The organism is Massilia sp. PAMC28688 (assembly GCF_019443445.1).
GTDB lineage: Bacteria > Pseudomonadota > Gammaproteobacteria > Burkholderiales > Burkholderiaceae_D > Telluria_A.
In genome coordinates this window covers 1,187,437-1,208,844 of record NZ_CP080378.1, presented here as the reverse complement: position 1 = coordinate 1,208,844, position 21,408 = coordinate 1,187,437, and the positions used below count along the sequence as shown (strand labels likewise).

Sequence of the window (21,408 nt, the reverse complement as noted above, 5' to 3'; positions counted from 1 at the left end):
CGTCAGTTAAACAGGCGCTGGAGTTCCACTCCGGGATCCGGCGCCCGCATGAACGCTTCGCCCACCAGGAATGCATGCACATCGTGGTCGCGCATGCGCTTCACATCATCGGGCGCCAGGATGCCTGACTCCGTCACCACCAGCTTCTCTCCCGGAATGCGCGGCAGCAGGTCAATGGTGGTCTGCAACGATACATCGAAGGTACGCAGGTTGCGGTTGTTGATGCCTACCAGCGGCGTGCGCAGTTTGAGCGCGGCCGTCAGTTCGTCGCCGTCGTGCACTTCGACCAAGACATCCAGTCCCAGTTCCAGCGCACAGGCTTCCAGCTCCGCCATGAGGCCGTGATCGAGCGCCGAGACGATCAGCAAGATCGCGTCGGCACCCATCGCCCGCGCTTCGTAGACCTGGTACATGTCGATCATGAAGTCCTTGCGGATGACCGGGATGTCGCAGGCCTCGCGTGCCTGCTTGAGGTAGTCCGCGTGGCCCTGGAAAAAATGTACATCGGTCAGCACCGACAGGCACGCCGCGCCATGGCGCGCATAGCTCTCTGCGATGTTGGCGGGCTTGAAGTCTTCGCGCAGCACGCCCTTGGAGGGCGACGCCTTTTTTACTTCCGCGATCACGCCGGCATGGCCGAGCGCGATCTGGCGCCGCAGACTTTGTTCGAAGCCGCGAATGGCGCGGCGCCCGGCGCTGTCAGCCTCCACCTCGCGGCGCAGGCTGGCCAGGTCGCGGTACTTTTTGGCCGCCTTGACTTCGTCGGCCTTGACGGCCAGGATCTTGTTGAGAATATCGGACATGCTGTTCCTTACGACGCGCCAAGCTGCTGGGTGACCTGGACGAACTGATCGAGCTTGGCACGGGCGGCGCCGGACTCGATCGCCGCGCGCGCTTTCTTCAAGCCTTCCTCAATCGAGCTGGCCACGCCGGCGGCAAACAGGGCGGTTCCCGCATTCAGGGCCACGATGTCGAACGGCGCGCCTGGCTCGCCACTGAGCGCTTCCATCATCTTGGCTTTCGATTCCACCGAATCGGCCACCTTCAGGTTACGGCTGGCGATCATTTGCAGGCCAAAGTCTTCAGGATGGATTTCGTACTCGCGGATTTCGCCGTTGACCAGTTCACCGACCATGGTGGCGGCGCCAAGGGACACTTCATCCATATTGTCACGGCCCCACACCACCACCGCATGCTGCGCGCCGAGGCGCTGCAGCACGCGCACCTGGATGCCCACCAGGTCCGGGTGGAACACGCCCATGAGAATGTTGGGCGCGCCGGCGGGATTGGTCAGTGGGCCGAGAATATTGAAAATGGTGCGCACGCCCAGTTCGCGGCGCACCGGTGCGGCATGCTTCATCGCGGCGTGGTGATTGGGCGCGAACATGAAGCCAATGCCGGTCTGCGCAATGGACTGGGCGATCTGCTCGGGCTTGAGATTGATGTTGGCGCCCAGCGACTCCAGCACGTCGGCGCTGCCGGACGATGACGACACACTGCGCCCGCCATGCTTGGCCACGCGCGCGCCTGCAGCGGCAGCGACAAACATCGAGGCTGTCGAAATATTGAAGGTGTGCGCGCCGTCGCCGCCGGTGCCGACGATGTCGAGCAGATTGGTGGTGTCGGCCATCGGCACCTTGGTGGAGAATTCGCGCATTACCTGCGCGGCAGCGGCGATTTCGCCGATGGTTTCCTTCTTCACGCGCAGGCCCAGGGTGAGCGCGGCGATCATGGTGGGGGACATTTCGCCCGACATGATCTGGCGGAACAGGTGCAGCATCTCGTCGTGAAAAATCTCGCGGTGTTCGATGCAGCGCAGCAGGGCTTCTTGTGGGGTGATCGGCATGATGGGTCCAGGTTAGCGTTCGAGGAAGTTCTTCAGCAGGGCATGGCCATGCTCGGACAGGATCGATTCGGGATGAAACTGCACACCCTCGATGTCGAATTCCTTGTGCCGCACGCCCATGATCTCTCCGTCATCGGTCCATGCCGTCACTTCCAGGCAGGCCGGGAGCGATGCGCGCTCGATGGCCAGCGAGTGGTAGCGGATGACCGTAAACGGGCTGGGAAGTCCTTTGAAAACGCCAACGCCGGTATGGGCGATCAGCGACGTTTTGCCATGCATGACCTGCTTGGCGCGAATGACCTTGCCGCCGAATGCGGCGCCCATCGCCTGGTGGCCAAGGCATACGCCCAGGATCGGCAGCTTGCCCTTGAACTGCTGCAGGATGTCGATGGAAATGCCCGCTTCGGCCGGCGTCTTGGGGCCGGGCGAAATGCAGATGCGGTCCGGCCGCATGGCGGCGATTTCGTCGAGCGTGATTTCATCGTTGCGCACCGTGCGCACTTCCTCGCCCAGCTCCCCGAAGTACTGCACCAGGTTGTAGGTGAACGAGTCGTAGTTATCGATCATCAGCAGCATGTCACAGCTCCCCATCCAGGCCGTCTTGCACCTGCTCGGCGGCGCGCAGGACGGCACGCGCCTTGTTTTCGGTTTCCTGCCATTCCATTTCCGGGATCGAGTCTGCCACGATGCCGGCCGCGGCCTGCACATACAGCATGCCGTCCTTGATCAGGCCGGTGCGAATGGCAATGGCCACATCCATCTCGCCGCCAAACGACAGGTAGCCGCAGGCGCCGCCGTAGATGCCGCGCTTGGTCGGCTCCAGTTCGTCAATCACTTCCATGGCGCGCACTTTCGGCGCGCCGGTCAGGGTTCCGGCTGGGAAGGTGGCGCGCAGCACGTCCAGGTTGGACATGTTCGCTTTCAACCTGCCTTCCACGTTCGAGACAATGTGCTGCACGTGCGAATACTTCTCCACCACCAGGCGCTCGGTCACCTTGACGCTGCCGATGTCGGAAATGCGTCCCAGGTCATTGCGGGCCAGGTCGATCAGCATCACGTGTTCTGCGATTTCCTTGGGGTCGGCCAGCAGTTCCCTGGCCAGTTCGGCGTCGCGTTCCGGCGTGGCGCCGCGCGGACGGGTGCCGGCGATGGGGCGCAGGGTCACTTTTTTGATGCCGTCGGAACCGGTCTCGTTGCGCACCAGGATTTCGGGCGACGCGCCGACAATCTGCATGTCGCCAAAATTGTAGTAGTACATGTACGGCGATGGGTTCAGCGAACGCAGTGCGCGGTACAGCGTGAGCGGATTGTCGACGTAGGGCTTGCGGATGCGCTGGCCAATTTGCACCTGCATCAGGTCACCGGCCATGACGTATTCGTGTGCCCGCGCCACCGCCTTGAGATAGTCTTCCTTGCTGAAGTCGCGCACGGCCTCGGTGCGCACCGAGCTTGATGTCACCGGCGCGTCCACGCCACGGCGCAGCATCATGCGCAAGTCCTTCAGGCGCTGGCGCGCTTTGGAATAGGCTTCCGGCTGCGCCGTGTCGGCGTACACGATCAGGTACAGCTTGCCCGACAGGTTGTCGATGACGGCCAGTTCTTCCGTCACCATCAGCTGGATGTCAGGCAGGCCCAGGTCGTCCTTCGGCATGGAATCGGCCAGCTTGCGCTCGATGTGGCGCACCGTGTCATAGCCGAAGTAACCGGCCAGGCCGCCGCAAAAACGTGGCAGGCCGGGACGCAGCGCGACCTTGAAGCGCGCCTGGAACGACTCGATGAAGTCAAGCGGATTGCCCTCGTGGGTCTCGATCACGCTGCCATTCTTGACGATTTCGGTGCGGCGCCCGAAGGTGCGCAGCACGGTCGTTGCGGGCAGGCCGATGAAGGAATAGCGGCCAAAGCGTTCGCCGCCCACCACCGATTCGAGCAGGAAGGTATTGCGCCCGGCGTTCTGGGTCTGGGCCAGCTTGAGGTACAGCGTGAGGGGTGTTTCCAGGTCGGCGAATGCTTCGGCGATCAATGGAATACGGTTGAAGCCTTCGTTGGCCAACGATTTGAATTCGAGTTCGGTCATGCTTTTCTCCAGGCTGTCCAGGCGTAGTGGCGGACAGTGGGTTTCAAAAAACCTGCCGGCGCACAGGGGCAGCCGACAGCAATCAATACGGGTTACTTAGCCCAGGATTGCCAGCGTCGCCAAAGCCAGGCCTCAATCGAGCCGGTTTGGGTGACATTGTGTTTTTTGATGAAAAACATGTGGTTTTGGTTCAGTCTGCTTGTTTATTGTGCGAATGAATCAGGGTAGCTGCTTCTAGCAACGTGTCAACTATACCATCGGAATCGGTTTCGTGTATAGCCCGCCCGTGGTTGTAGCCATACGGTACGGTCAATACAAAGCAGCCTGCCGCGCGCGCTGCTTCGGCGTCGTTGGACGAGTCGCCAATGGCCACCACCTGCGATGGCTGCAGGTCGAAATCGCTGCACACCTGCAGCAGCGGCATGGGATCGGGCTTCTTGCGCGGCAGGGAATCGCCGCCGTAGACCACGTCGAAATAGTGATCCAGCCCTTTTTGCTTGAGCAGGGGCAGGGCGAAGGCGATCGGCTTGTTGGTCACGCAGGCCAGGCGCAATCCTTGTTCCTTCATGGCGTCCAAACCTTCGATCACGCCTGAATATACGGCGCTGTGCTGGCCGTTGATGTCGAGATAGTGGCGCTGGTAGGCATCCATTGCGCTGTCGAAATCCCGCTCGACTGTGGCCGCGTCGAGGTCAAGCGCCAGAACACTGCGAATCAGGTGCTCGGAGCCCTTGCCCACCATCAGGGCGACGGCATCGGCGCTGATCGGCGACATCTGGTGCTCCGAACGCATGCGATTGATGGCGATGTGAAAGTCCGGCACGGTGTCGAGCATGGTGCCATCAAGGTCGATGATGGCGGCTCGCAGTGGCCCGTAGTCGGACTTAATAGAGTTGGTAAACATGGGATAGAGTCGAGAAATTTTGGGGGATTCTACCCCTTGCGCAGACATTAGAGTCCGTAAATCCCCTGGCAGCCGCGGCGGTTGACATCATTTATGGACAAGCTGCCCGGCAATCGCGCCGTCTGCACCTCGGTCGCCTTCCAGGATATCTCTTTGTGCCAAGTACTTTCGGTCCTTTGCAGATGCTGTAGGGGCGGTCAATCGCCCCGTTCTGGGACAACGCTGGCCAAAAAAAGCGCCTTCCCATGCTGGATGGCACGCTGCGGCACTGCGTTGGGTGCTCTACGTATCGACCGGGGAACGTCAGCTTTGGGGGCAGGCTGTGTAAAAACGTGATCCCATGTAAACGGATTTTCCACGGTAAACGTTGAGCCAGTATCTCATCAATACTGGTGCTGTATGAAGCGTTTTATTGAAGGCGAGGACCGTGGACAAGGCGCGCTACTCCCCGAGCTTTTGGACGACTACGTAACCGAGGACAACCCTGTCCGCGTAGTCGATATCTTCGTTGAAGAACTTGATCTGGCCGCGCTGGGCTTTGCACGAGTTCTCCCAGCAAAGACAGGGCGGCCTGCCTATCACCCCGCTGTGCTCCTGAAGCTCTACATCTATGGCTACCTCAACCGCATCCAGTCGAGCCGCCGGCTCGAGCGCGAAGCGCAGCGCAACGTGGAACTTATGTGGCTGACCGGCCGCCTAGCTCCCGACTTCAAAACTATCGCGAACTTCCGGAAAGACAATGGCAAGGCCATCCGCAGTGTTTGCCGGCAGTTTATCGTGCTGTGCCAGCGACTCGATCTGTTTCAAGACGCGGTAGTGGCTATCGACGGCAGCAAGTTCAAGGGCGTCAACACCAGTGACCGCAATTTCACGCACGGGAAACTCAAGCGTAGGATGGAAGAGATCGAAGCAAACATTGGCCGCTACTTGGCAGAACTGGACACCGCCGATCGGCAGGCACCGGCGACGGCACAAGCACGATCGGTGCGTTTAAACGAGAAAATCGCGGCGATGAAGGGACAGATGGCCGAGCTTAAGAAAGTCGAAGCACAGCTGCAAGCCTCTGGCGAAACGCAAATCTCGCTGACCGATCCCGATGCACGGTCAATGATCACGCGCGGTGACGGCATCGTTGGGTACAACGTGCAAACTGCCGTCGACGCCAAGCATCATCTCATCGTTGAACACGAAGTTACGAACATCGGCAACGACCGCGATCAACTCTCTGTCATGGCTAAGAAAGCTCGCGCTGCGATTGGTACCGCCAAGTTGACGGCAATCGCCGACCGCGGCTACTTCAAAGGCGAAGAAATCCTGGCATGCCGCGAGGCCGGTATTGAACCGTTGGTCCCTGCGACCAAGACCTCCAACGCCAAGGCGGAGGGCCGCTTCGACAAGGCTGATTTCATCTACGATCAGCAGAAGAATGAATACCGGTGCCCGGCGGGTCAATCGCTGATCTGGCGCTTTGCCTGCGTCGAAAAGGGTATGACGCTCAACCGTTACTGGAGCTCGAATTGCAAGGGCTGCCCGCTCAAGGACAAGTGCACGCCGAGCCAGGCGCGACGCGTGACGCGCTGGGAACACCAGGGCGTGCTCGATGACATGCAGGTTCGTCTTGAGCAGCAGCCCGAGACCATGCGCATTCGTCGCTGCACAGTCGAGCACCCGTTCGGAACCATTAAGTCATGGATGGGGACAACGCACTTCCTGACCAAGGGGTTAGAGCGCGTGAGGACCGAGATGAGCCTGCATGTGCTCGCCTATAACTTCAAACGATTGCTCGCGTTATTGGGCATGACCAGGATCATCGAAGCAATAAGGGCGCAGGCCCTATTTATGACTCTGCTACGCGTCGTATGGGCCTTTGCGATGCTGATGATCCCGCTAGGTCCGGGAAAAACTCCGCTGGCCTTAAGGGCCTGCGGCGGCCTCCAGGTGAACCCTTAAAGGTAAAATGTGGGTACAGGAGTTAGTGCGTCTGTTTTTACACGGCCTGGGGCGAGAGCGGCCTGTCGAGACCGTCTGAGACTCTTCCGTCCGGGCAACTGATATCATGTGCCAAAGGCCGAGATCGGCAAGAACCGGTCATCCAATCATCATGAGACGTTCACATGCGCTGGTACGCAATACGAACCGTGTAGCTCTTTGGTACAAAACGAGACTGGACGAATGTCTTCGAAGAGCGAGTAGTCGGCTTTGAAGCGCAGACATGGCCAGAGGCGCATACGCGTGCCGAGGCTGAAGCCGAGGAATATGCGCGTGAGAATGGTTTCCGAGCCCATGCAGAACAATATGGATATCAGCAGGACGGTGCAGCCTTAGCGGACCGATATGAACTCTGGTCTGAATTATTTGAGGCAAACACAAGCTTGGAGTCTTTTTACGAGGCGCGTTACAAAAGTTTCTTGTACAGTCCGGAGGTAATCCCCCCAGCAAATGATCGCATTTAAAAGTAGAATTTTCTAGCTTAGCATTTGAAAGTTCTGCATGAAGACTTCCCGCTTTACCGACAGCCAGATCATCGCCATCCTGAAACAGGCCGAAGGTGGCTCGCCCATTCCAGAGCTGTGCCGTGAACACGGCATGAGCGCGGCCACGTTCTACAAATGGCGCTCCAAGTTCGGAGGCAAGGACGCCTCGCTGATGGCCCGCATGAAGGAGCTCGAAGAAGAGAACCGTCGGCTCAAGAAAATGTATGCCGAAGAGCGCCTCAAGGCCGAGATCGTGGCCGAGGCCCTCGCAAAAAAGTGGTAGCGCCATCTCGCCGACGGGAGATGGCGCGCAGCTTCGTTGACGCTGGGCGGGTGAGCATCACGACGGCGTGCCTAGCCTTTGGCATCAGCCAGACCTGCTTCCGCTACCAAGCCAAGCTCAATGCCGAGAACGAGGCCATTGCCGATTGGTTGATTCGCCTGACGAACAACCAGCGCAACTGGGGCTTCGGCCTAAGCTTCCTGTACCTGCGCAACGTGAAGGGCTTCAAATGGAACCACAAGCGCGTCTACCGCATCTACCGTGAGTTGGAACTCAATCTGCGCATCAAACCGCGTCAGCGCCTGGTGCGTGAGAAGCCCCTGCCTCTGGCGGTGCCCACGGCGATCAACCAGACCTGGTCGATGGACTTCATGCACGACCAGCTTGCCGATGGGCGCAGCATTCGTCTGTTCAACGTCATCGACGACTTCAACCGCGAAGGCTTGATCATCGACGTCGATTTCTCGCTGCCATCGGAGCGCATCGTACGGTCACTGAATCAACTGATCGAATGGCGTGGCAAGCCCCGCATTATCCGTTGCGACAACGGTCCCGAATACATCAGCGAGACGACCAAGATGTGGGCCGCCAAGCATGACATCGAGATCGCGTTCATCCAGCCTGGACAGCCGCAGCAAAACGCTTACGTCGAGCGCTACAACCGCACTGTACGCTACGACTGGCTGGCACATCATTTGTTCGATTCCCTTGATGAGATTCAGGACTTTGCCACGCGCTGGTTATGGACTTACAATCACGACCGGCCACACATGGCCCTTGGCGGCATCACTCCGATTCAAAAATTGGCCCTCGCCGCATAGCCTCTACTTTTGGCGCCCATCATTAATGGGGGGATTACCATACGACGGGCTACGGACGAGATACAAAGAAGCTACGACCAACGCCAACTTATTGCCGTATCCCATACAGACGAGATACGGCCCGCTCCTGCCTTACCGCTCAGTTCGTGTAAGTTTGTGGGCACTGACCCCGTGCCTCGCTGACCCCGTGCCTCGCGCTGACCCGCCGCCTACTGCGACTAACTCTGCCGCCCCCGGCCGCCGTGCGGCTCCCACTCTCACTGCTGTGAATCCAAATTGCATTGTGGTCCACCGACTTGAGGCAAGCCACATAATCGCTTCTTCTCCAGGGCTGTATTGAGCATGCGCATTGTTATCGGTGCATAGAGTTTTGGCTTACGGTACAGCCGCTCAATTCCAGGAAACACCTTAAGCAGCAAAGATTCGGCCCAAGAATTCCCCTGCGGCCATTCTTGGGGGAAAAAATCATCAAAGTGAAAACCACTAAGATCAACTCCAAATTTTTCCGAAAGAACCTCTAGATAATCTTCTGCTATCTCGCCATAAATATCTAGATCGTGATATAGCCTCGTCTCCAGCGTGCATTTCGAGATGACACGGCTACTTGTACCGCAACATTTTAAGTATTCCATCAGCCGTTCGGGCAACGGATCGTCATTAACAGGGTTAGTTACAGGTGAAAGCATCATATAACTCATATGCAGCGAACGCGCTCGTTACCCATGGAAGAAACCGCGAAACCCGCCGCGCTTGCTTGGTCACTTTATGCTGCGTTTCTTTGGAATACCAGCCGTTATCTGACATAGCATGGTTAATTTGACTCGCGACGGAGGTCGACATACCCGACTTTCCACCGCCAGCTGCCCCGGTTCGCGGTTTGCTGGCATGTGCGCCAAATGTACCATGAATCGCCACGAGTTCTGTAGACACTTCTGAGCCGTAATTCTAGGCTAAAGGAGTGGATATGAGCGGGAAACGATATACGGAAGAATTTAAGATCGCTGCGGTAAAGCAAGTAGCGCAGCGTGGGCACCCCGTCAGCGAAGTTGCAGAGCGGCTGGGGGTGAGCATCCACAGCGTGTACGCCTGGGTGAAACGCTACGGCGTTCCTGAAGAGGAGCGCAAAGCAGTCGACGCGCAGAGTGATGAAATGCGTCGCTTGAAGGCCGAACTCAAGCGTGTCACGGAGGAGCGTGACATATTGAAAAAGGCCGCGGTGTACTTTGCCAAGACGTCCGGGTGAGGTACACCTTAATTGTTGAGTTACAGGACCAATTCCCCGTGCCGCGGCTGTGTAAGGTGCTCGAGGTGCATCCGAGTGGTTTCTATGCTTGGCGCCTAAATCCCGAGAGCAAGCGAGCCAGGGAAGACAAGCGCCTGCTGGTGCCCATCAAAGAGTCCTGGCTTGAGAGCGGCAGCGTGTATGGCTACCGCAAGGTCAGCGACGATCTGCGTGAAATTGGGGAGCAATGCGGCATCAACCGCGTCCACCGGCTGATGCAATCGGCCGGGATTCGTTCACAAACCGGCTACGCCAAGCGCAAATATAAACGCGGCGGTGCGCCATCTCTCGTGGCGCCCAATCACCTGCAGCGCCAGTTCAACGTTGAAGAACCGAATCGCGTCTGGGTGACGGACATCACGTACATCCGCACATATGAAGGCTGGCTCTATCTGGCCGTCGTCCTCGATCTGTTCTCGCGACAGGTGATTGGCTGGTCGATGAGTTCACGCATTGACCGGGAGCTGGCTATGAACGCGCTTCTGATGGCCGTCTGGCGACGGCAGCCGAAGAATACGGTAATGGTGCATTCCGATCAGGGAAGTCAGTTCAGCAGCTACGACTGGCGAGACTTCCTCGACCAGCATAACCTCACTCAAAGCATGAGTCGGCGTGGGAATTGCCACGATAACGCGGTCGCTGAAAGCTTCTTCCAGCTACTGAAACGTGAGCGGATTCGACGAAAAATCTATGGCACTCGGGACGACGCGAAGCAGGATGTGTTTGATTACATCGAGATGTTTTACAATCCAAAGCGCCGACACAGCTTCAGCAATGACTTGTCGCCTGTCGAATATGAAAAGCAGTATTTCCAACGGCTCGCAAGTGTCTAGCAAACTCGTGGCGATTCAATCGATGTCTTCGCGTTCATTAACATAAGGGTGCAAGCCGATGCCAAATTTCGGTTCATAGAACAGGCAAAAAATTGGCTCATCCTGGTCGAACACCATGAAATGGCACAGCTGGCCATCGTCCTGGACTACGATCTTTGTGTTTTCCACGCTGGGGTGATAGGGCTGGTCCTGCAGCATCAGCAGGGGCCCCCCAGGCGTGGCCACCATTGCCACCGTCTCAAGCTCGGCGCCTTCGCCCTCGGCCTCGTATATGCCCCTTGCAATCCTGCCTTTTTCCACGTCCTCAGCGGGGTTGATCTCGCGCTCGCCAGTTGCCAGATTTAATTTCAGGAGCTTGACTGTGCCGTCAAACTGCCGGAGCGCTACGATTTGATTTTGCATGTCATATTCCTAGAGATTTCACGGCCTTGTCGAGACACGCGGCGTCCTTGAGATCGGGCGTAAGCAAAACTGCCAACGAAAAAGCCGCGACGCCTTAAAGGATCTGCGCAGTTGAGGAAAGCTCGATTAAAACAACATGACACCGGCATCCGCTTGAGACGCGTCAACTGCGGTCAGGCTGCCGCAATGGTTGGCAAACTTTGTGTCACATGTAAAAAACTGAATCAGCATTACCATGGCAGGCGCGGCGGCACTATATTGGACTCATCGAACTTTCGACCGGAGATCCAACATGAAACGCCTTCTCAGCCTCGCAATTGCCACTGCCATGGGTGCAGCCGCCTTGCTGCCCCTGTCTGCCACTGCCCAGACCCGCGTCCAGCTGATCGTGAGCGATCATGCACCTGCGCGTTATGTCAGCCATGACCGCTACGTGCGCGAGCGCCACTACGCGCCACGCTACGCTTACGCGCCAAGTGCCCGCTACCATCGCGGCGGCTATGTTGCGCCACGCCGCTGGATTGACCGGAATGGCGATGGCATGGATGACCGCCGTGGCCGCCGCGACCTCGACCGCGACGGCGTCCGGGACCGCTATGACCGCGACCTGGACAACGACGGCATCGAAAACCGCTACGACCGCGACATGGACGGTGACGGCGTGCCAAATCGCCGCGATCGCCGGCCTGACAATCGCTACGCCTACTGAACCAGCGGGCTGGCTTCATGGGGCAAGAGTCCCCCTCTGAAGCCAGGCCCGTGGCTGGGGCAGATCAATCATGCTCCGGAATCGGCCTGCCCACCAGGAAGTGATACGACATGGCGCCGCAAAACGCGATGGCCGCGCCTGTCAGCAGGGCGGGGACAAACGAGAATGACTGGGCGATGTAGCCAGTGAGGATCGGCGCCAGCGCCCCGCCCAGGAAACCACCGAAATTCTGGATCGCCCCGAGCGAGGCAATCCTGCTGCGCGGCGCCACCACCGTGGCAAGCGACCAGGCGCAGGCCGATGAGGCGTTGGCCAGGAAAATGACGATGGAAATGCAGGCCACCGCGGCAACATTGCTTTCGACCAGCGCCGCAGGAATGGTAAAGGCGACCATGCCCAGCATGGAGACCACCACCGCATTGCGGCGCGCGGCCACCGGGTCGGCGGCGTGGCGGGTGACGCGGTCCGACGCCCAGCCGGCAATCAAGGCGCCGGCAAAGCCGCAGAAAAACGGAATCGAGGCGGCGATGCCCGATTGTGCCAGGTCCATGTGGCGCTCGGTGCGCAGGTAACCCGGCAGCCAGGTCAGGTACACCCAGTTCAGGTACACGGAACCAAAAAAGCCGAGCATCATGCCCCAGGTTGCGCGATGGCGGAACAGGGCGCGCCAGGACGCGAAACTGGTTTTCGGCGCAGCGTCAGCGCCGTCATGCGCTTCCAGATAAGCGCGTTCTGCCGCCGTCATCTTGGTGTGGTCGGGGTCGCGGTAGAGCGACACCCAGATCAAGGCAGCGACCAGTCCCATGCCACCCGTGACATAAAACGCCCAGTGCCAGCTGGTAGCGGCGATCAGTGGCGAGAGCAATAATGGGGCCAGCGCCACACCCAGGGGCGATGCCGAATTGTAAATGCCGGTCGGTGTACCCCGTGCGCGGACGGGAAACCAGTTACTCACCACGCGGGCCGCGGCCGGGAACTGCGGCGCTTCGCCAATGCCAAGAATGATGCGCGCGACCACGAACCAGCCGAAGGTGGCGGCCAGTCCTCCTGCTGCCTGCGCCAGCGACCACACCACCAGACCGATGCCAAGCAGCCAGCGCGGCCCGATCTTGTCCACCAGCGCCCCTACCGGCAGCTGGCACAGCGCGTAGCTCCAGGAGAAGGCCGACAGCAGCACGCCCATCTGGCCTAGCGACAGGCCAAGGTCGGCGCGAATGAATTCGTTGGCAACGGCCAGCGTGGCGCGGTCCAGATAATTGATGACGCCGGTGACAACCAACAATACCAGCGCCACTTGCTGGCTGCGGCGGATGTGCGGGGAGGGCGCTGCGAAAGGGGAAAGGGTGGTCATGAAATTGCGGGTGCACGGTGGTCCCGACTTGGTGCCGGGACGGTTTATCGGCCATCAACAGGGAAATGATGGCGAGTATAGTTCAGCGCGTAACCGGCGGAAAGAAAATTGCACTGCGGCCGCCCGGGCGCCATGCTGCCACGCACGGCCCTGTCCAGGCCGCGCTGGCCGGAAGCCCTTTACTCAGGCATGCCCCGCATGTAGGCCAGTTCCCAGATATGGCCGTCAAGGTCTTCGAAGCCGTGGGCATACATGAAGCCATGGTCCTGGGCCTTGCGCGGTGCCTTGCCGCCCGCTGCCACCGCCTTGGCCACCAGTTCATCGACCTCTTCCTTGCTGTCGCAGGACAGGCAGTTGAGCACTTCGGTGCCTTCGTGGGCGTTCACGATGGGCTTGTCCGTGAAGGTCTTGAAGAATTCTTCGACCAGCAGCATGGCGTAGATGCTGTTCTCGGCAATGATCATGCACGCGGCATTCTGGTCGGTGAACTGCGGATTGAAGGTGTAGCCAAGGGCGGCGAAAAACGCCTTTGATTTCTCAAGGTCCTTGACGGGCAGATTGATGAAGACTTGCTTGTGCATGAGGGGCTCCTGGGAGTAATGGGGAAGGGCAGCAGTCATCCTGCTACCAGCGCGACGGACGATGCAAGCGCAATTCGACAACGGGGCAAAAATAATATGTGCGCAGTGGCGCGGCTCTCGTTCAATGTTTGCTCGACGGAAAGTAGACTCGCGCTGCGCTTTCACGTAAGCTTGTGGGTTCGAACGCTAGTTAATTCTTTTCGGCAATCCATGAGCGCATTCCTCGAACAGGTCAAGCCTTCCTCCGGCCCCGCTAGCGGTACGCTGGAATGGGGTGACGTGGCGCTGGCAGCCCAGGCCGAGGGATCGATGAAGCCGGCCTGGACGGCGTTTCTGAAGCGCAAGTTCTATGTGCCCATTCTGCGCTCGCCGGACGACAATCCCAAGCATTACCTGCTTCATTTCGAGCGCGACATGGATAGCCGTCGCCCGGTCCTGATTATTTCCGAGGTGCGCGAACGGCTGGACCTGGAGCAGGGCGATGGCCTGGTCGCCTTGTCGGGCCTGGAATTGCTGCTGCGCCTGGACGGCCAGAGCGCCATGCGCGTGGTCTTGCGCGACAGCGTGTTTAATATTTCCAAGAAGCGCGGCGCCTGGCTGCGTAGCGGTATCGAAGAGACCAAGGCCCGCGTCGTGATTCGCCAGATGCTCGAGGCAGCCTCGCCCGGCGGTCCGTTTCCGGTACTGCGCGTGCGCGATGCCACGCCGGCGGCGCCCTTGCCGGTGCCAAAGCTGGCCACCCGCCTGCGGCTGTGGTGTGAAGACGTGCGCGATGCCCGTTATTTTGTGCCAGTGGTCCTGTCCGTGACCGGCATTGGCATGCTGTGGGTGCTGGGCGGGGAACCGGCCCCGGCCCCGCCACCTGCAGCGCCCGTGGAAGCGGCAGTGCCGGTGCGGCACAGTGTCGCGCAGGCTGCCGGTCCGGCCGTCACGGCGGCGGTGCTGCATGCCTTCGCGCCGCCCGATCACAGCTTCAGCGTTCACCTGCCGGGGATGGCGGAGGAAGTGGAACTGTCGCCCGACCAGGTGGCGCAGATGGAAGGCCTGGCCGCAAATTACTACCGCTATGACGGTCCCCAGGGACTGTACGAAATGTCGGTGATCCGCTTCGGCGAGCGCATGCCCGCCAACACGGCCGATGAACTTGCCTATCGTGAGCAGCTCGTGGTGGGTGCCGACGGCACATTGGTTGCGGCCAATGCGATAGCGCTGCGGGGTGCCCGCGGCCGCGAAGTGCATGCGCGCCTGCCCGACGGTACCGAGCGGTTTGCCCGCTTCGCTTTCAATGGCGACAAATTGTGCATGGTGATGGTGACGATTCCGGCAGGAACCGCCCGGCCGCCGCACCTCAATACGATTCTTCAATCGTTTCAGCTGGTGCGCTGACACCGCTGCCCGCTCCGGGCCCATGCATCGTGTCGTCGCCAGGTGCCTCGACCAGCTCCACCGTAAAGCCGTGCGGCAGCGCGCCCGCCACCGTCGTCACGTAGCGGCAGCCATCGATGCAGGCCAAGAACGGCAGGCGCTGAGCCAGGCAGTGCAGCACGCCGTGCGGGTCCACCGTCCACGCCACCCGGTAAGTTCCCGGGGCGCCCGCGCGCACCTTGAGCAAGGCCAGTTCAAACTGCGACACGGAGACCAGCAGGGCATCGCCGTGATCGGCCAGCGCCTCCAGGAACGCGAGCGGCTGGTACTCGCGAAAGGGCGAGAGGTTGCAGGTGCGCATGAATGATCGCAAGGTCGTGTCGAGCTCGCCGCGCTGGCGCAACAATTCCACGGTCAGCACGCAGGTGCGTTCCAGCACGTAGACGCGCCACAGAAAGATATTGCCGCGCGCTTCCTGCAAGTCTGCACTGGCGGCCACGTGATGGAAATAGGCGTCGTCGTGCGGGCGGGGCGTGTACGTATCGCGGATCAGGCCGAGCAGAATGCGCTGGTGGTTCGCCAGGTGGTTCATGGTGTGGCTCCTGAAAAGCGCTGGCGCAGCTGGGACAGTTCGTGTCCGATTGCCGCATGGCCAAGCCCGGGGACGGCTTCCGGCATGAATTCGTACACCACAACCTGGGCGCTGGTGGCCACCTCGCGGATGGCGTCCTGCGCCAGCGCGGCGGTGCGGGGCCGCGTGAGGCGGGAATGGACGTCGAGCATGAAGCCATTGTGGACAACGCCACAGGCCACGTGCAGTTCACGCACATGTTCGCCATGCAGCTCGTCCAGGAAGGTGGCGATGTCGAGGCCGTGATTGTGTTCGTCGCACTCGAGGTTATGGATGTCGAGGATCAGTCCGCACCCGGTGCGCGCAGTGATCGCGTTCAGAAAGCCCGCGTCGGAATAGTCGCCTTGGCAGTCGGGCACCACGCGCACGATGTTTTCCATCAAAAATGGAATGCCGTAGTGCCGCTGCAGCTCGCCGATACGCTCGGTCACCAGGTCCAGTGCCTGCTCGGTCTTAGGCATGGCCAGCATGATGCCCAGGTGCTCGCCGTCGACGCGGGTGTAGCCCAGGTGCTCGCTGTGCCACTGTACCGTGACGTGCTCCATCAGTTCGTCCAGCAGGCGCAGGTAGGCCGGCGACCAGCCATCGTGCGAACCAATCGACAGGCTCACGCCATGCACGATGATGCGCACCTCCTTGTCGATGTTCTTCAGTTCGGCCAGGATTTCCGGGCTGAGCACGATGTCGTCGCCCCTGACCTCGGCCATGGTCTCCGGCGTCACTTCAATGTAGTCCACATGGGGCAGCATCAGCTCCAGCAGGTGCGGGTCGCGGCCTTCGTAGCTCACGCCCAGGGCAATGCCCGGGCGTGAACTGGCGCGTGACGTCGGCGAGGCGGCAGTCACGGCGCCCACCGGCTAGTGACGTACGCCGGCGACATGCTCGATCAGCGCGCCCTGGATATTGGGGATCTGCGTCAGCGCCTTGCTGAAGACCGGGTCGCCGCGCAGGAAGCTGATGTCGAAGCCAGTGAGCCCGCAGTTGCAGCCTCCCTTCGGCACCATTTGCTTGACGGCGACGTCAAGCGCCTTGTGCAGGTCTTCCAGCGTTACCCGGCCTTCCTGCACCACAATGCGCACGTGGTTGTTGCCCATTTTTGGGCGTTGGGCGAGCTCTTTGTGAGCGCTGTCGTTTTGAACTGTATCCATGACATTCCCTTTCTTGCGACCCCGGCGGTGCGGGGTCTTCCCGGTCAACTGAGGAGGACAGGTTTTTCTCGAACCGGAAAGAAAAATCGTCCCTACTGCGGCGTCCTTCACACGGCGCTGGCTGTGCAGGCAGTGGCGGGATGTGTGTTGGGCGTGGAATCAGTATGCAATGTAAATACCGTCAGACTGTCACGCATTGTCACATTCGCGAAATAGCAACTCGACAGTAAGAGGAAGGGGAAATGGCAGCGGCGGCGGTGCGTGCCGCCGCTGTAGGGCCCGCCAAACACGGGCCGGCAGGGATTACTTGCCGCTCTGCGCCAGCTGGGCGCGCATGGCGTCGATGACGGCCTTGTAGTCGGGCTTGCCGAAAATGGCGGAGCCTGCCACGAAGGTGTCGGCACCGGCCGCCGCCGCCGCGGCAATGTTCTCGATCTTGATGCCGCCGTCGACTTCCAGCATGATGTCGCGGCCGGATTCGTCAATCATGCGGCGGGCCATCGCGATTTTCTTCAAGGCTTCGGGGATGAAGGACTGGCCGCCAAAGCCGGGATTGACCGACATGATAAGAATCATGTCGATCTTGTCCATCACGTGGTCGAGGTAGTGCATGGGGGTGCCGGGATTGAAGACGAGGCCGGCCTTGCAGCCATGGTCGCGGATCAGCTGCAGCGAGCGGTCGATGTGTTCCGACGCTTCCGGGTGGAAGGTGATGATGTTGGCGCCCGCCTTGGCAAAGTCGGGAATGATGCGGTCGACCGGCTTGACCATGAGGTGGACGTCGATCGGCACCTGTACGTGCGGCCGGATGGCTTCGCACACCAGCGGGCCGATGGTCAGGTTCGGCACGTAGTGGTTGTCCATGACGTCAAAGTGGATGATGTCGGCGCCGGCGGCAACGACGTTGCGCACTTCTTCTCCCAGGCGGGCAAAGTCGGCGGACAGGATGCTGGGAGCAATACGGAATGTGGTCATGGCAGAGTCGTGCAGTGAATGAAGATGCGCTATTTTACGCCCTGGCACCGGCCACCATTGGGGTGTACCTGTTTTTGCGCTGCAAGGTATCATGCGATGACAGATAGTTAGCGCAGGCTTTTACAGAGGAACAAGATGGCAGCTTATGATTTCGATGTCGCCGTTCGGACCCAGTACCTGGCCGAACAGTCCGACCCCGGCAAGTCCAATTATGTATTTTCCTATACGATTACCATCAAGAATACCGGCACTGTCCCGGCGCAGCTGATTTCCCGGCACTGGGTGATTACGGACGCCAACAATCACGTGCAAGAGGTCAGGGGCCTGGGCGTGGTGGGTCACCAGCCATTGCTCAGGCCAGGTGAACAGTTCGAGTACACGAGCGGTACGCAAATGCCCACGCCGCAAGGTTCCATGACCGGCGAATATTTTTGCGTGGCGGAAGATGGACACCGTTTCGAGGCAAAGATTCCCGAATTCGTGCTCTCGCTGCCACGCACCCTGCATTGACTGCTTGTATCAGCCGTTGCCCGACGGTGGCGGCAGTTCGGGCGGCTCGGCCTTATCGGCCGGCGGCAGGGCTTTGGAGTGGTGGTCTTTCGGTTTGTCCGCGTACATGGTCCACCACACGATAAACACGAGCAGGAAAAACGCAACGCCTGCTTCCAACATCAATATCCACATATCAATCCTTATGGTCTCTACACGCCGCAGTTTACCCGTTTCAGTCGGAGTCGTCGCGCTGGCCCTGGCGGCGTGTACCACGCCCGAGCCGCGTCCCGTGCCAGCGCCGCCTGCGCGCCCGCCCGTCACGATGCCGCCACCGGTCATTGCCACGCCGCTGCCGCCCGGGGAGGTACCGGCGACCCCGGTGCCGCCAACGCCAGCCGCGCCGGTACTGACGCCATCGACCTTCGCGGCCCTGCCGGGCTGGCAGGATGATGATGTGCGCCAGGCCTGGCCGGCCTTTCTTGCCTCGTGCAGCGTGCTGGCCAGGAAGGATGATTGGAAGAATGCTTGTGCGGCGGCGCGCTCGGTAGGCGCTGCCGACGGCGCAGGTATCCGGCGTTATTTCGAATCATGGTTTGTGCCCAACCAGGTGCGCGCGGCCGATGGTGCCGACACCGGCCTGGTCACCGGCTACTACGAGGCGGCCCTGCGCGGTGCGCGCAAGCGCGGCGGCGCCTATCAGACGGCACTGTACGGCGTACCTGACGATCTGCTGACCGTCGACCTTGCCAGTGTCTATCCGGACCTGAAAGGCAAGCGACTGCGCGGGCGCCTGGTTGGCAAGAAAATCGTGCCGTACAGCACGCGCGCAGAAATGGGCGAGGCGGCGATTCGCGGCAAGGAATTGCTGTATGTGGATGACCCGGTCGAAGCGTTCTTCCTGGAAGTGCAGGGTTCGGGCCGGGTCCAGCTGGCCGACACGGGTGAAACTGTCCGGGTGTCGTATGCCGATCAGAACGGCCATCCCTACAAGGGGATCGGGCGCTGGCTGGTCGAACAGGGTGAATTGACAGCGGAACAGGCTACGGCCCAGGGCATCAAAGCGTGGATCGCAGAAAACCCTTCGCGGCGCCAGGAATTGTTCAATGCTAACCCGAGCTTTGTGTTCTTCCGCGAAGAACGCTTGCCCGACCCAAGCGTGGGCCCGAAAGGGGCGCTGGGCGTGCCGCTCACGCCAGGACGCTCGATTGCCATTGATCCGCTCTTGCTGCCGCTCGGAGCGCCAGTGTACCTGGCCACTACCGAAGCGGCGAGCGAGGTGCCGCTGCGCCGGCTGGTGATGGGGCAGGACACCGGGGGTGCAATTCGCGGTGCGGTGCGGGCCGACTTTTTCTTTGGCTTTGGCAACGAAGCGATGGACAACGCCGGCCGCATGAAGCAGCCGGGCCGGCTGTGGGTGCTGGTGCCGAGGCAGTCACCCCAGTAGCGTATTCGCTTACGCGGCAGCCGAGTGGCGCCTTCGCCCGTGAGGGCGCCGATGCGGCAAGGCCGTTTGCCATGGAACACGTTGAGGTGCTTGTCTTGCGTAATGTGCTGCAGGTCGCGCGGCAATTGCGCCCTCAGCTGCTCGGCGATCGAGCCATTGTCATACGGCCTCGGTGCCGGGAGGGCTGATGGCGCTGCCGGTCTGTAAATGGGTCCGCGCTTCACGGATGCGCTCACCAAACGATTTCGCGCGCAGGGCGTCGATGGCGTCGGCCAGCACTTCGCCCAGCGGAAAGGGCAGGTCCGCATCGAGCGATTCGGCAGCAAGGGCGGTTGCGCGCCAGCACGTCTGCAGTGCTGGCACCAGCTCGCGCCCTTGCTGTGTCAAGCGAATCAGCTTTTGTCGCGCATCATGGGGACTCGGTTCGACGGCGACCAGGCCATCCTTGATCATGAGCGCCACCGTCTGGGTTGCAGCCGGCTGGGTAATGCCGGCCGTTTCGGCAATCCCGCCCACCGTCGCAGGCTCGCCACCGATGAGTGCGCGCATGACGGGCGTGTAGCGCGGCCGGTAGTGCAGCCCGGCTTCTTCGTAGGCCGCACCAACGGCGCCATCGAGCAATTCGATCAGGTGGCGCAGCTGGGTTCCGAGGGTGGCTTTCATTGCTTGATTTTATAAGGGCTTATGTAAGGCGACCAGAATTATTTTGGATTGTTGTGATTTCCATGTCCCGGCGTTCGCCGGTTAACGGGCGAGCCTGCCTGCGCCGCAGCTGCTGCTGGCCATGCCGGTACTGACGATCAGCGGCAGCGAAGGTCATATGGTAGAGGTGGGTCACCTTACATCGTTCCGTTTCCCATCCCATCGGGTTGGGTCGGTGTGGGGGAGGCAAGCTTCCATCAGTGGCAAAGTGACGCGCAGCGGCTACAATTGCCGATTCAGTATCTCTACTAAAGGAACGCCATGGATTATTCAGACCTGCTGATCGAAACGCACGGCCGCGTTGCAGTAATTCGCCTCAATCGCCCCAAGGCGCTCAATGCCTTGAACGACAACATGATGAACGAGCTCGGCGATGCGCTCTACAAGTTCGATGCGGACAACAATATCGGCTGCATCGTGCTGACCGGCAGCGAAAAAGCGTTTGCCGCTGGTGCCGATATCGCCGCGATGGCCGAGTACGACTACACCGATACCTATGGCGGCAACTATATTGGCCGCAACTGGGAGCACATCCTCAATGTGCGCAAGCCCGTCATTGGTGCGGCAGCCGGCTACGTGCTGGGCGGCGGCTGTGAGCTGGCCATGATGTGCGACTTCCTGATCGCTGCCGATAGCGCCAAATTTGGCCAGCCGGAAATCAAGGTTGGCGTGACACCGGGCGCAGGCGGCACCCAGCGCCTGCCGCGCGCCATTTCCAAGTCCAAGGCCATGGACATGTTGCTCACCGCGCGCATGATTGATGCGGCAGAAGCCGAGCGCACGGGGCTGGTGTCGCGCGTGGTGCCGGCCGACAAGCTGATGGAGGAGGCAATTGCCGTGGCCACCACCATCGCGGCGATGCCGCTGTCGGTTGCCATGCAAATCAAGGATTGCGTGAACCGGGCCTACGAGACCACGCTGACCGAGGGCGTACGCTACGAGCGCCGTTATTTCCACGCAGGCTTTGGCACGCCGGCCCAGAAGGAGGGGATGTCCGCATTCCTGGAGAAACGAGCGCCTAAGTTCGACGGGCTGTAAGGCCTGCCAACCTGATGAAAGGGCCGGCGTCACAGCCGGCCCTTTTGCATGTA

The 21,408-nt window shown here is 60.4% G+C and carries 22 protein-coding genes and 1 pseudogene; 8 read left to right on the top strand and 15 right to left on the bottom strand.

From position 1 onward, the window contains the following. Positions 1-2 precede the first annotated feature (2 nt). The 5 genes from trpC to KY495_RS05335 all read right to left on the bottom strand — a co-directional run bounded on the left by trpC (position 3) and on the right by KY495_RS05335 (position 4,824). Positions 3-803: an indole-3-glycerol phosphate synthase TrpC gene (gene trpC, locus KY495_RS05355; RefSeq protein ID WP_219882700.1), complete on the bottom strand. Its 801-nt coding sequence runs from the start codon at positions 801-803 to the stop codon at positions 3-5. A gap of 8 nt (positions 804-811) precedes the next feature. Next, positions 812-1,846, bottom strand: coding sequence for an anthranilate phosphoribosyltransferase (gene trpD, locus KY495_RS05350; protein ID WP_219882699.1), 1,035 nt, complete (start codon positions 1,844-1,846; stop codon positions 812-814). Positions 1,847-1,858: 12 nt separating this feature from the next. Beyond that, positions 1,859-2,422, bottom strand: coding sequence for an aminodeoxychorismate/anthranilate synthase component II (locus KY495_RS05345; RefSeq protein WP_219882698.1), 564 nt, complete (start codon positions 2,420-2,422; stop codon positions 1,859-1,861). A gap of 1 nt (position 2,423) precedes the next feature. Then, positions 2,424-3,920 carry an anthranilate synthase component I gene (trpE, locus tag KY495_RS05340; RefSeq protein WP_219882697.1) on the bottom strand — a complete coding sequence of 499 codons (1,497 nt, stop codon included), beginning with the start codon at positions 3,918-3,920 and terminating at the stop codon, positions 2,424-2,426. A gap of 190 nt (positions 3,921-4,110) precedes the next feature. Then, positions 4,111-4,824, bottom strand: coding sequence for a phosphoglycolate phosphatase (locus KY495_RS05335; RefSeq protein WP_219882696.1), 714 nt, complete (start codon positions 4,822-4,824; stop codon positions 4,111-4,113). A gap of 399 nt (positions 4,825-5,223) precedes the next feature. Here KY495_RS05335 and KY495_RS05330 point away from each other — a divergent pair. Together KY495_RS05330 and KY495_RS05325 are read left to right on the top strand one after the other, a co-directional pair. Next, positions 5,224-6,651 (top strand): annotated as a pseudogene (locus KY495_RS05330) (IS1182 family transposase); the annotation flags it as partial. Positions 6,652-7,314: 663 nt separating this feature from the next. After that, positions 7,315-8,402 (top strand): IS3 family transposase gene (locus KY495_RS05325; RefSeq protein ID WP_219882695.1). Its coding sequence is split into 2 segments (ribosomal slippage): positions 7,315-7,567 and positions 7,567-8,402, totalling 1,089 coding nucleotides; the frame shifts between segments, so codons are not numbered across the junction. Positions 8,403-8,659: 257 nt separating this feature from the next. Here KY495_RS05325 and KY495_RS05320 read toward each other — a convergent pair. Further along, positions 8,660-9,091 carry a DUF1493 family protein gene (locus KY495_RS05320; RefSeq protein ID WP_219882694.1) on the bottom strand — a complete coding sequence of 144 codons (432 nt, stop codon included), beginning with the start codon at positions 9,089-9,091 and terminating at the stop codon, positions 8,660-8,662. 275 nt (positions 9,092-9,366) lie between these two features. Between KY495_RS05320 and KY495_RS05315 the strand changes: the two genes are divergently transcribed. Beyond that, a protein-coding gene (locus KY495_RS05315) for an IS3 family transposase (protein ID WP_219882693.1) occupies positions 9,367-10,517 on the top strand; the annotation gives its coding sequence in 2 pieces (ribosomal slippage) (positions 9,367-9,607 and positions 9,607-10,517; 1,152 coding nt in all). A 15-nt stretch (positions 10,518-10,532) separates the two neighbouring features. On the opposite strand, the gene KY495_RS05310 is transcribed toward KY495_RS05315, so the two are convergent. Beyond that, on the bottom strand, positions 10,533-10,919 hold the full coding sequence (locus tag KY495_RS05310) for a hypothetical protein (protein ID WP_219882692.1): 387 nt from the start codon (positions 10,917-10,919) through the stop codon (positions 10,533-10,535). A 292-nt stretch (positions 10,920-11,211) separates the two neighbouring features. Here KY495_RS05310 and KY495_RS05305 point away from each other — a divergent pair, with 292 nt between their 5' ends. Continuing rightward, positions 11,212-11,628: a hypothetical protein gene (locus tag KY495_RS05305; protein ID WP_219882691.1), complete on the top strand. Its 417-nt coding sequence runs from the start codon at positions 11,212-11,214 to the stop codon at positions 11,626-11,628. A 64-nt stretch (positions 11,629-11,692) separates the two neighbouring features. Here KY495_RS05305 and KY495_RS05300 read toward each other — a convergent pair whose 3' ends face one another. Beyond that, positions 11,693-12,979 carry an MFS transporter gene (locus KY495_RS05300; RefSeq protein WP_219882690.1) on the bottom strand — a complete coding sequence of 429 codons (1,287 nt, stop codon included), beginning with the start codon at positions 12,977-12,979 and terminating at the stop codon, positions 11,693-11,695. A 179-nt stretch (positions 12,980-13,158) separates the two neighbouring features. Further along, positions 13,159-13,560, bottom strand: a complete 402-nt coding sequence (locus KY495_RS05295) for a VOC family protein (protein WP_219882689.1) — start codon at positions 13,558-13,560, stop codon at positions 13,159-13,161. Between the two features lie 210 nt (positions 13,561-13,770). On the opposite strand from KY495_RS05295, the gene KY495_RS05290 reads away from it, so the two are divergent. After that, positions 13,771-14,946, top strand: a complete 1,176-nt coding sequence (locus KY495_RS05290; RefSeq protein WP_219882688.1) for a hypothetical protein — start codon at positions 13,771-13,773, stop codon at positions 14,944-14,946. Here the strand turns inward: KY495_RS05290 and KY495_RS05285 are convergent. The 4 genes from KY495_RS05285 to rpe form a co-directional block, all read right to left on the bottom strand. Further along, a complete protein-coding gene (locus KY495_RS05285) occupies positions 14,909-15,517 on the bottom strand; it encodes a hypothetical protein (RefSeq protein WP_219882687.1) in 609 nt (202 codons plus the stop codon). The genes KY495_RS05290 and KY495_RS05285 overlap by 38 nt on opposite strands. Then, positions 15,514-16,401 carry a DUF692 family multinuclear iron-containing protein gene (locus KY495_RS05280; protein ID WP_219882686.1) on the bottom strand — a complete coding sequence of 296 codons (888 nt, stop codon included), beginning with the start codon at positions 16,399-16,401 and terminating at the stop codon, positions 15,514-15,516. The genes KY495_RS05285 and KY495_RS05280 overlap by 4 nt, the downstream gene beginning before the upstream one ends. 12 nt (positions 16,402-16,413) lie before the next feature. After that, the gene (locus KY495_RS05275) at positions 16,414-16,704 is read right to left on the bottom strand and encodes a hypothetical protein (protein ID WP_219882685.1); all 291 of its coding nucleotides are present in this window, start codon (positions 16,702-16,704) and stop codon (positions 16,414-16,416) included. Positions 16,705-17,007: 303 nt separating this feature from the next. Further along, entirely contained in the window at positions 17,008-17,679 is a 672-nt protein-coding gene (rpe, locus tag KY495_RS05270) for a ribulose-phosphate 3-epimerase (RefSeq protein WP_219882684.1), read from the bottom strand. A 135-nt stretch (positions 17,680-17,814) separates the two neighbouring features. Between rpe and apaG the strand changes: the two genes are divergently transcribed. Continuing rightward, positions 17,815-18,189, top strand: coding sequence for a Co2+/Mg2+ efflux protein ApaG (apaG, locus tag KY495_RS05265; RefSeq protein ID WP_219882683.1), 375 nt, complete (start codon positions 17,815-17,817; stop codon positions 18,187-18,189). Between the two features lie 9 nt (positions 18,190-18,198). On the opposite strand, the gene KY495_RS05260 is transcribed toward apaG, so the two are convergent. After that, positions 18,199-18,351 (bottom strand): hypothetical protein, encoded by a 153-nt coding sequence (locus KY495_RS05260; protein WP_219884419.1) that lies wholly within the window; start codon positions 18,349-18,351, stop codon positions 18,199-18,201. 22 nt (positions 18,352-18,373) lie between these two features. Here KY495_RS05260 and KY495_RS05255 point away from each other — a divergent pair, with 22 nt between their 5' ends. Further along, the gene (locus KY495_RS05255) at positions 18,374-19,615 is read left to right on the top strand and encodes a murein transglycosylase A (protein ID WP_219882682.1); all 1,242 of its coding nucleotides are present in this window, start codon (positions 18,374-18,376) and stop codon (positions 19,613-19,615) included. 159 nt (positions 19,616-19,774) lie between these two features. Here KY495_RS05255 and KY495_RS05250 read toward each other — a convergent pair whose 3' ends face one another. After that, positions 19,775-20,278: a MarR family winged helix-turn-helix transcriptional regulator gene (locus KY495_RS05250; RefSeq protein WP_219882681.1), complete on the bottom strand. Its 504-nt coding sequence runs from the start codon at positions 20,276-20,278 to the stop codon at positions 19,775-19,777. A 300-nt stretch (positions 20,279-20,578) separates the two neighbouring features. Here KY495_RS05250 and KY495_RS05245 point away from each other — a divergent pair, with 300 nt between their 5' ends. Beyond that, a complete protein-coding gene (locus KY495_RS05245; RefSeq protein WP_219882680.1) occupies positions 20,579-21,355 on the top strand; it encodes an enoyl-CoA hydratase in 777 nt (258 codons plus the stop codon). Positions 21,356-21,408 lie beyond the last annotated feature (53 nt).

Coding starts and splice junctions, on each gene's coding strand:
- trpC (WP_219882700.1), bottom strand. CDS start 803: ATGTCCGATATTCTCAACAAGATCCTGGCCGTCAAGGCCGACGAAGTC.
- trpD (WP_219882699.1), bottom strand. CDS start 1,846: ATGCCGATCACCCCACAAGAAGCCCTGCTGCGCTGCATCGAACACCGC.
- KY495_RS05345 (WP_219882698.1), bottom strand. CDS start 2,422: ATGCTGCTGATGATCGATAACTACGACTCGTTCACCTACAACCTGGTG.
- trpE (WP_219882697.1), bottom strand. CDS start 3,920: ATGACCGAACTCGAATTCAAATCGTTGGCCAACGAAGGCTTCAACCGT.
- KY495_RS05335 (WP_219882696.1), bottom strand. CDS start 4,824: ATGTTTACCAACTCTATTAAGTCCGACTACGGGCCACTGCGAGCCGCC.
- KY495_RS05320 (WP_219882694.1), bottom strand. CDS start 9,091: ATGATGCTTTCACCTGTAACTAACCCTGTTAATGACGATCCGTTGCCC.
- KY495_RS05310 (WP_219882692.1), bottom strand. CDS start 10,919: ATGCAAAATCAAATCGTAGCGCTCCGGCAGTTTGACGGCACAGTCAAG.
- KY495_RS05305 (WP_219882691.1), top strand. CDS start 11,212: ATGAAACGCCTTCTCAGCCTCGCAATTGCCACTGCCATGGGTGCAGCC.
- KY495_RS05300 (WP_219882690.1), bottom strand. CDS start 12,979: ATGACCACCCTTTCCCCTTTCGCAGCGCCCTCCCCGCACATCCGCCGC.
- KY495_RS05295 (WP_219882689.1), bottom strand. CDS start 13,560: ATGCACAAGCAAGTCTTCATCAATCTGCCCGTCAAGGACCTTGAGAAA.
- KY495_RS05290 (WP_219882688.1), top strand. CDS start 13,771: ATGAGCGCATTCCTCGAACAGGTCAAGCCTTCCTCCGGCCCCGCTAGC.
- KY495_RS05285 (WP_219882687.1), bottom strand. CDS start 15,517: ATGAACCACCTGGCGAACCACCAGCGCATTCTGCTCGGCCTGATCCGC.
- KY495_RS05275 (WP_219882685.1), bottom strand. CDS start 16,704: ATGGATACAGTTCAAAACGACAGCGCTCACAAAGAGCTCGCCCAACGC.
- rpe (WP_219882684.1), bottom strand. CDS start 17,679: ATGACCACATTCCGTATTGCTCCCAGCATCCTGTCCGCCGACTTTGCC.
- apaG (WP_219882683.1), top strand. CDS start 17,815: ATGGCAGCTTATGATTTCGATGTCGCCGTTCGGACCCAGTACCTGGCC.
- KY495_RS05260 (WP_219884419.1), bottom strand. CDS start 18,351: ATGTTGGAAGCAGGCGTTGCGTTTTTCCTGCTCGTGTTTATCGTGTGG.
- KY495_RS05255 (WP_219882682.1), top strand. CDS start 18,374: ATGGTCTCTACACGCCGCAGTTTACCCGTTTCAGTCGGAGTCGTCGCG.
- KY495_RS05250 (WP_219882681.1), bottom strand. CDS start 20,278: ATGAAAGCCACCCTCGGAACCCAGCTGCGCCACCTGATCGAATTGCTC.
- KY495_RS05245 (WP_219882680.1), top strand. CDS start 20,579: ATGGATTATTCAGACCTGCTGATCGAAACGCACGGCCGCGTTGCAGTA.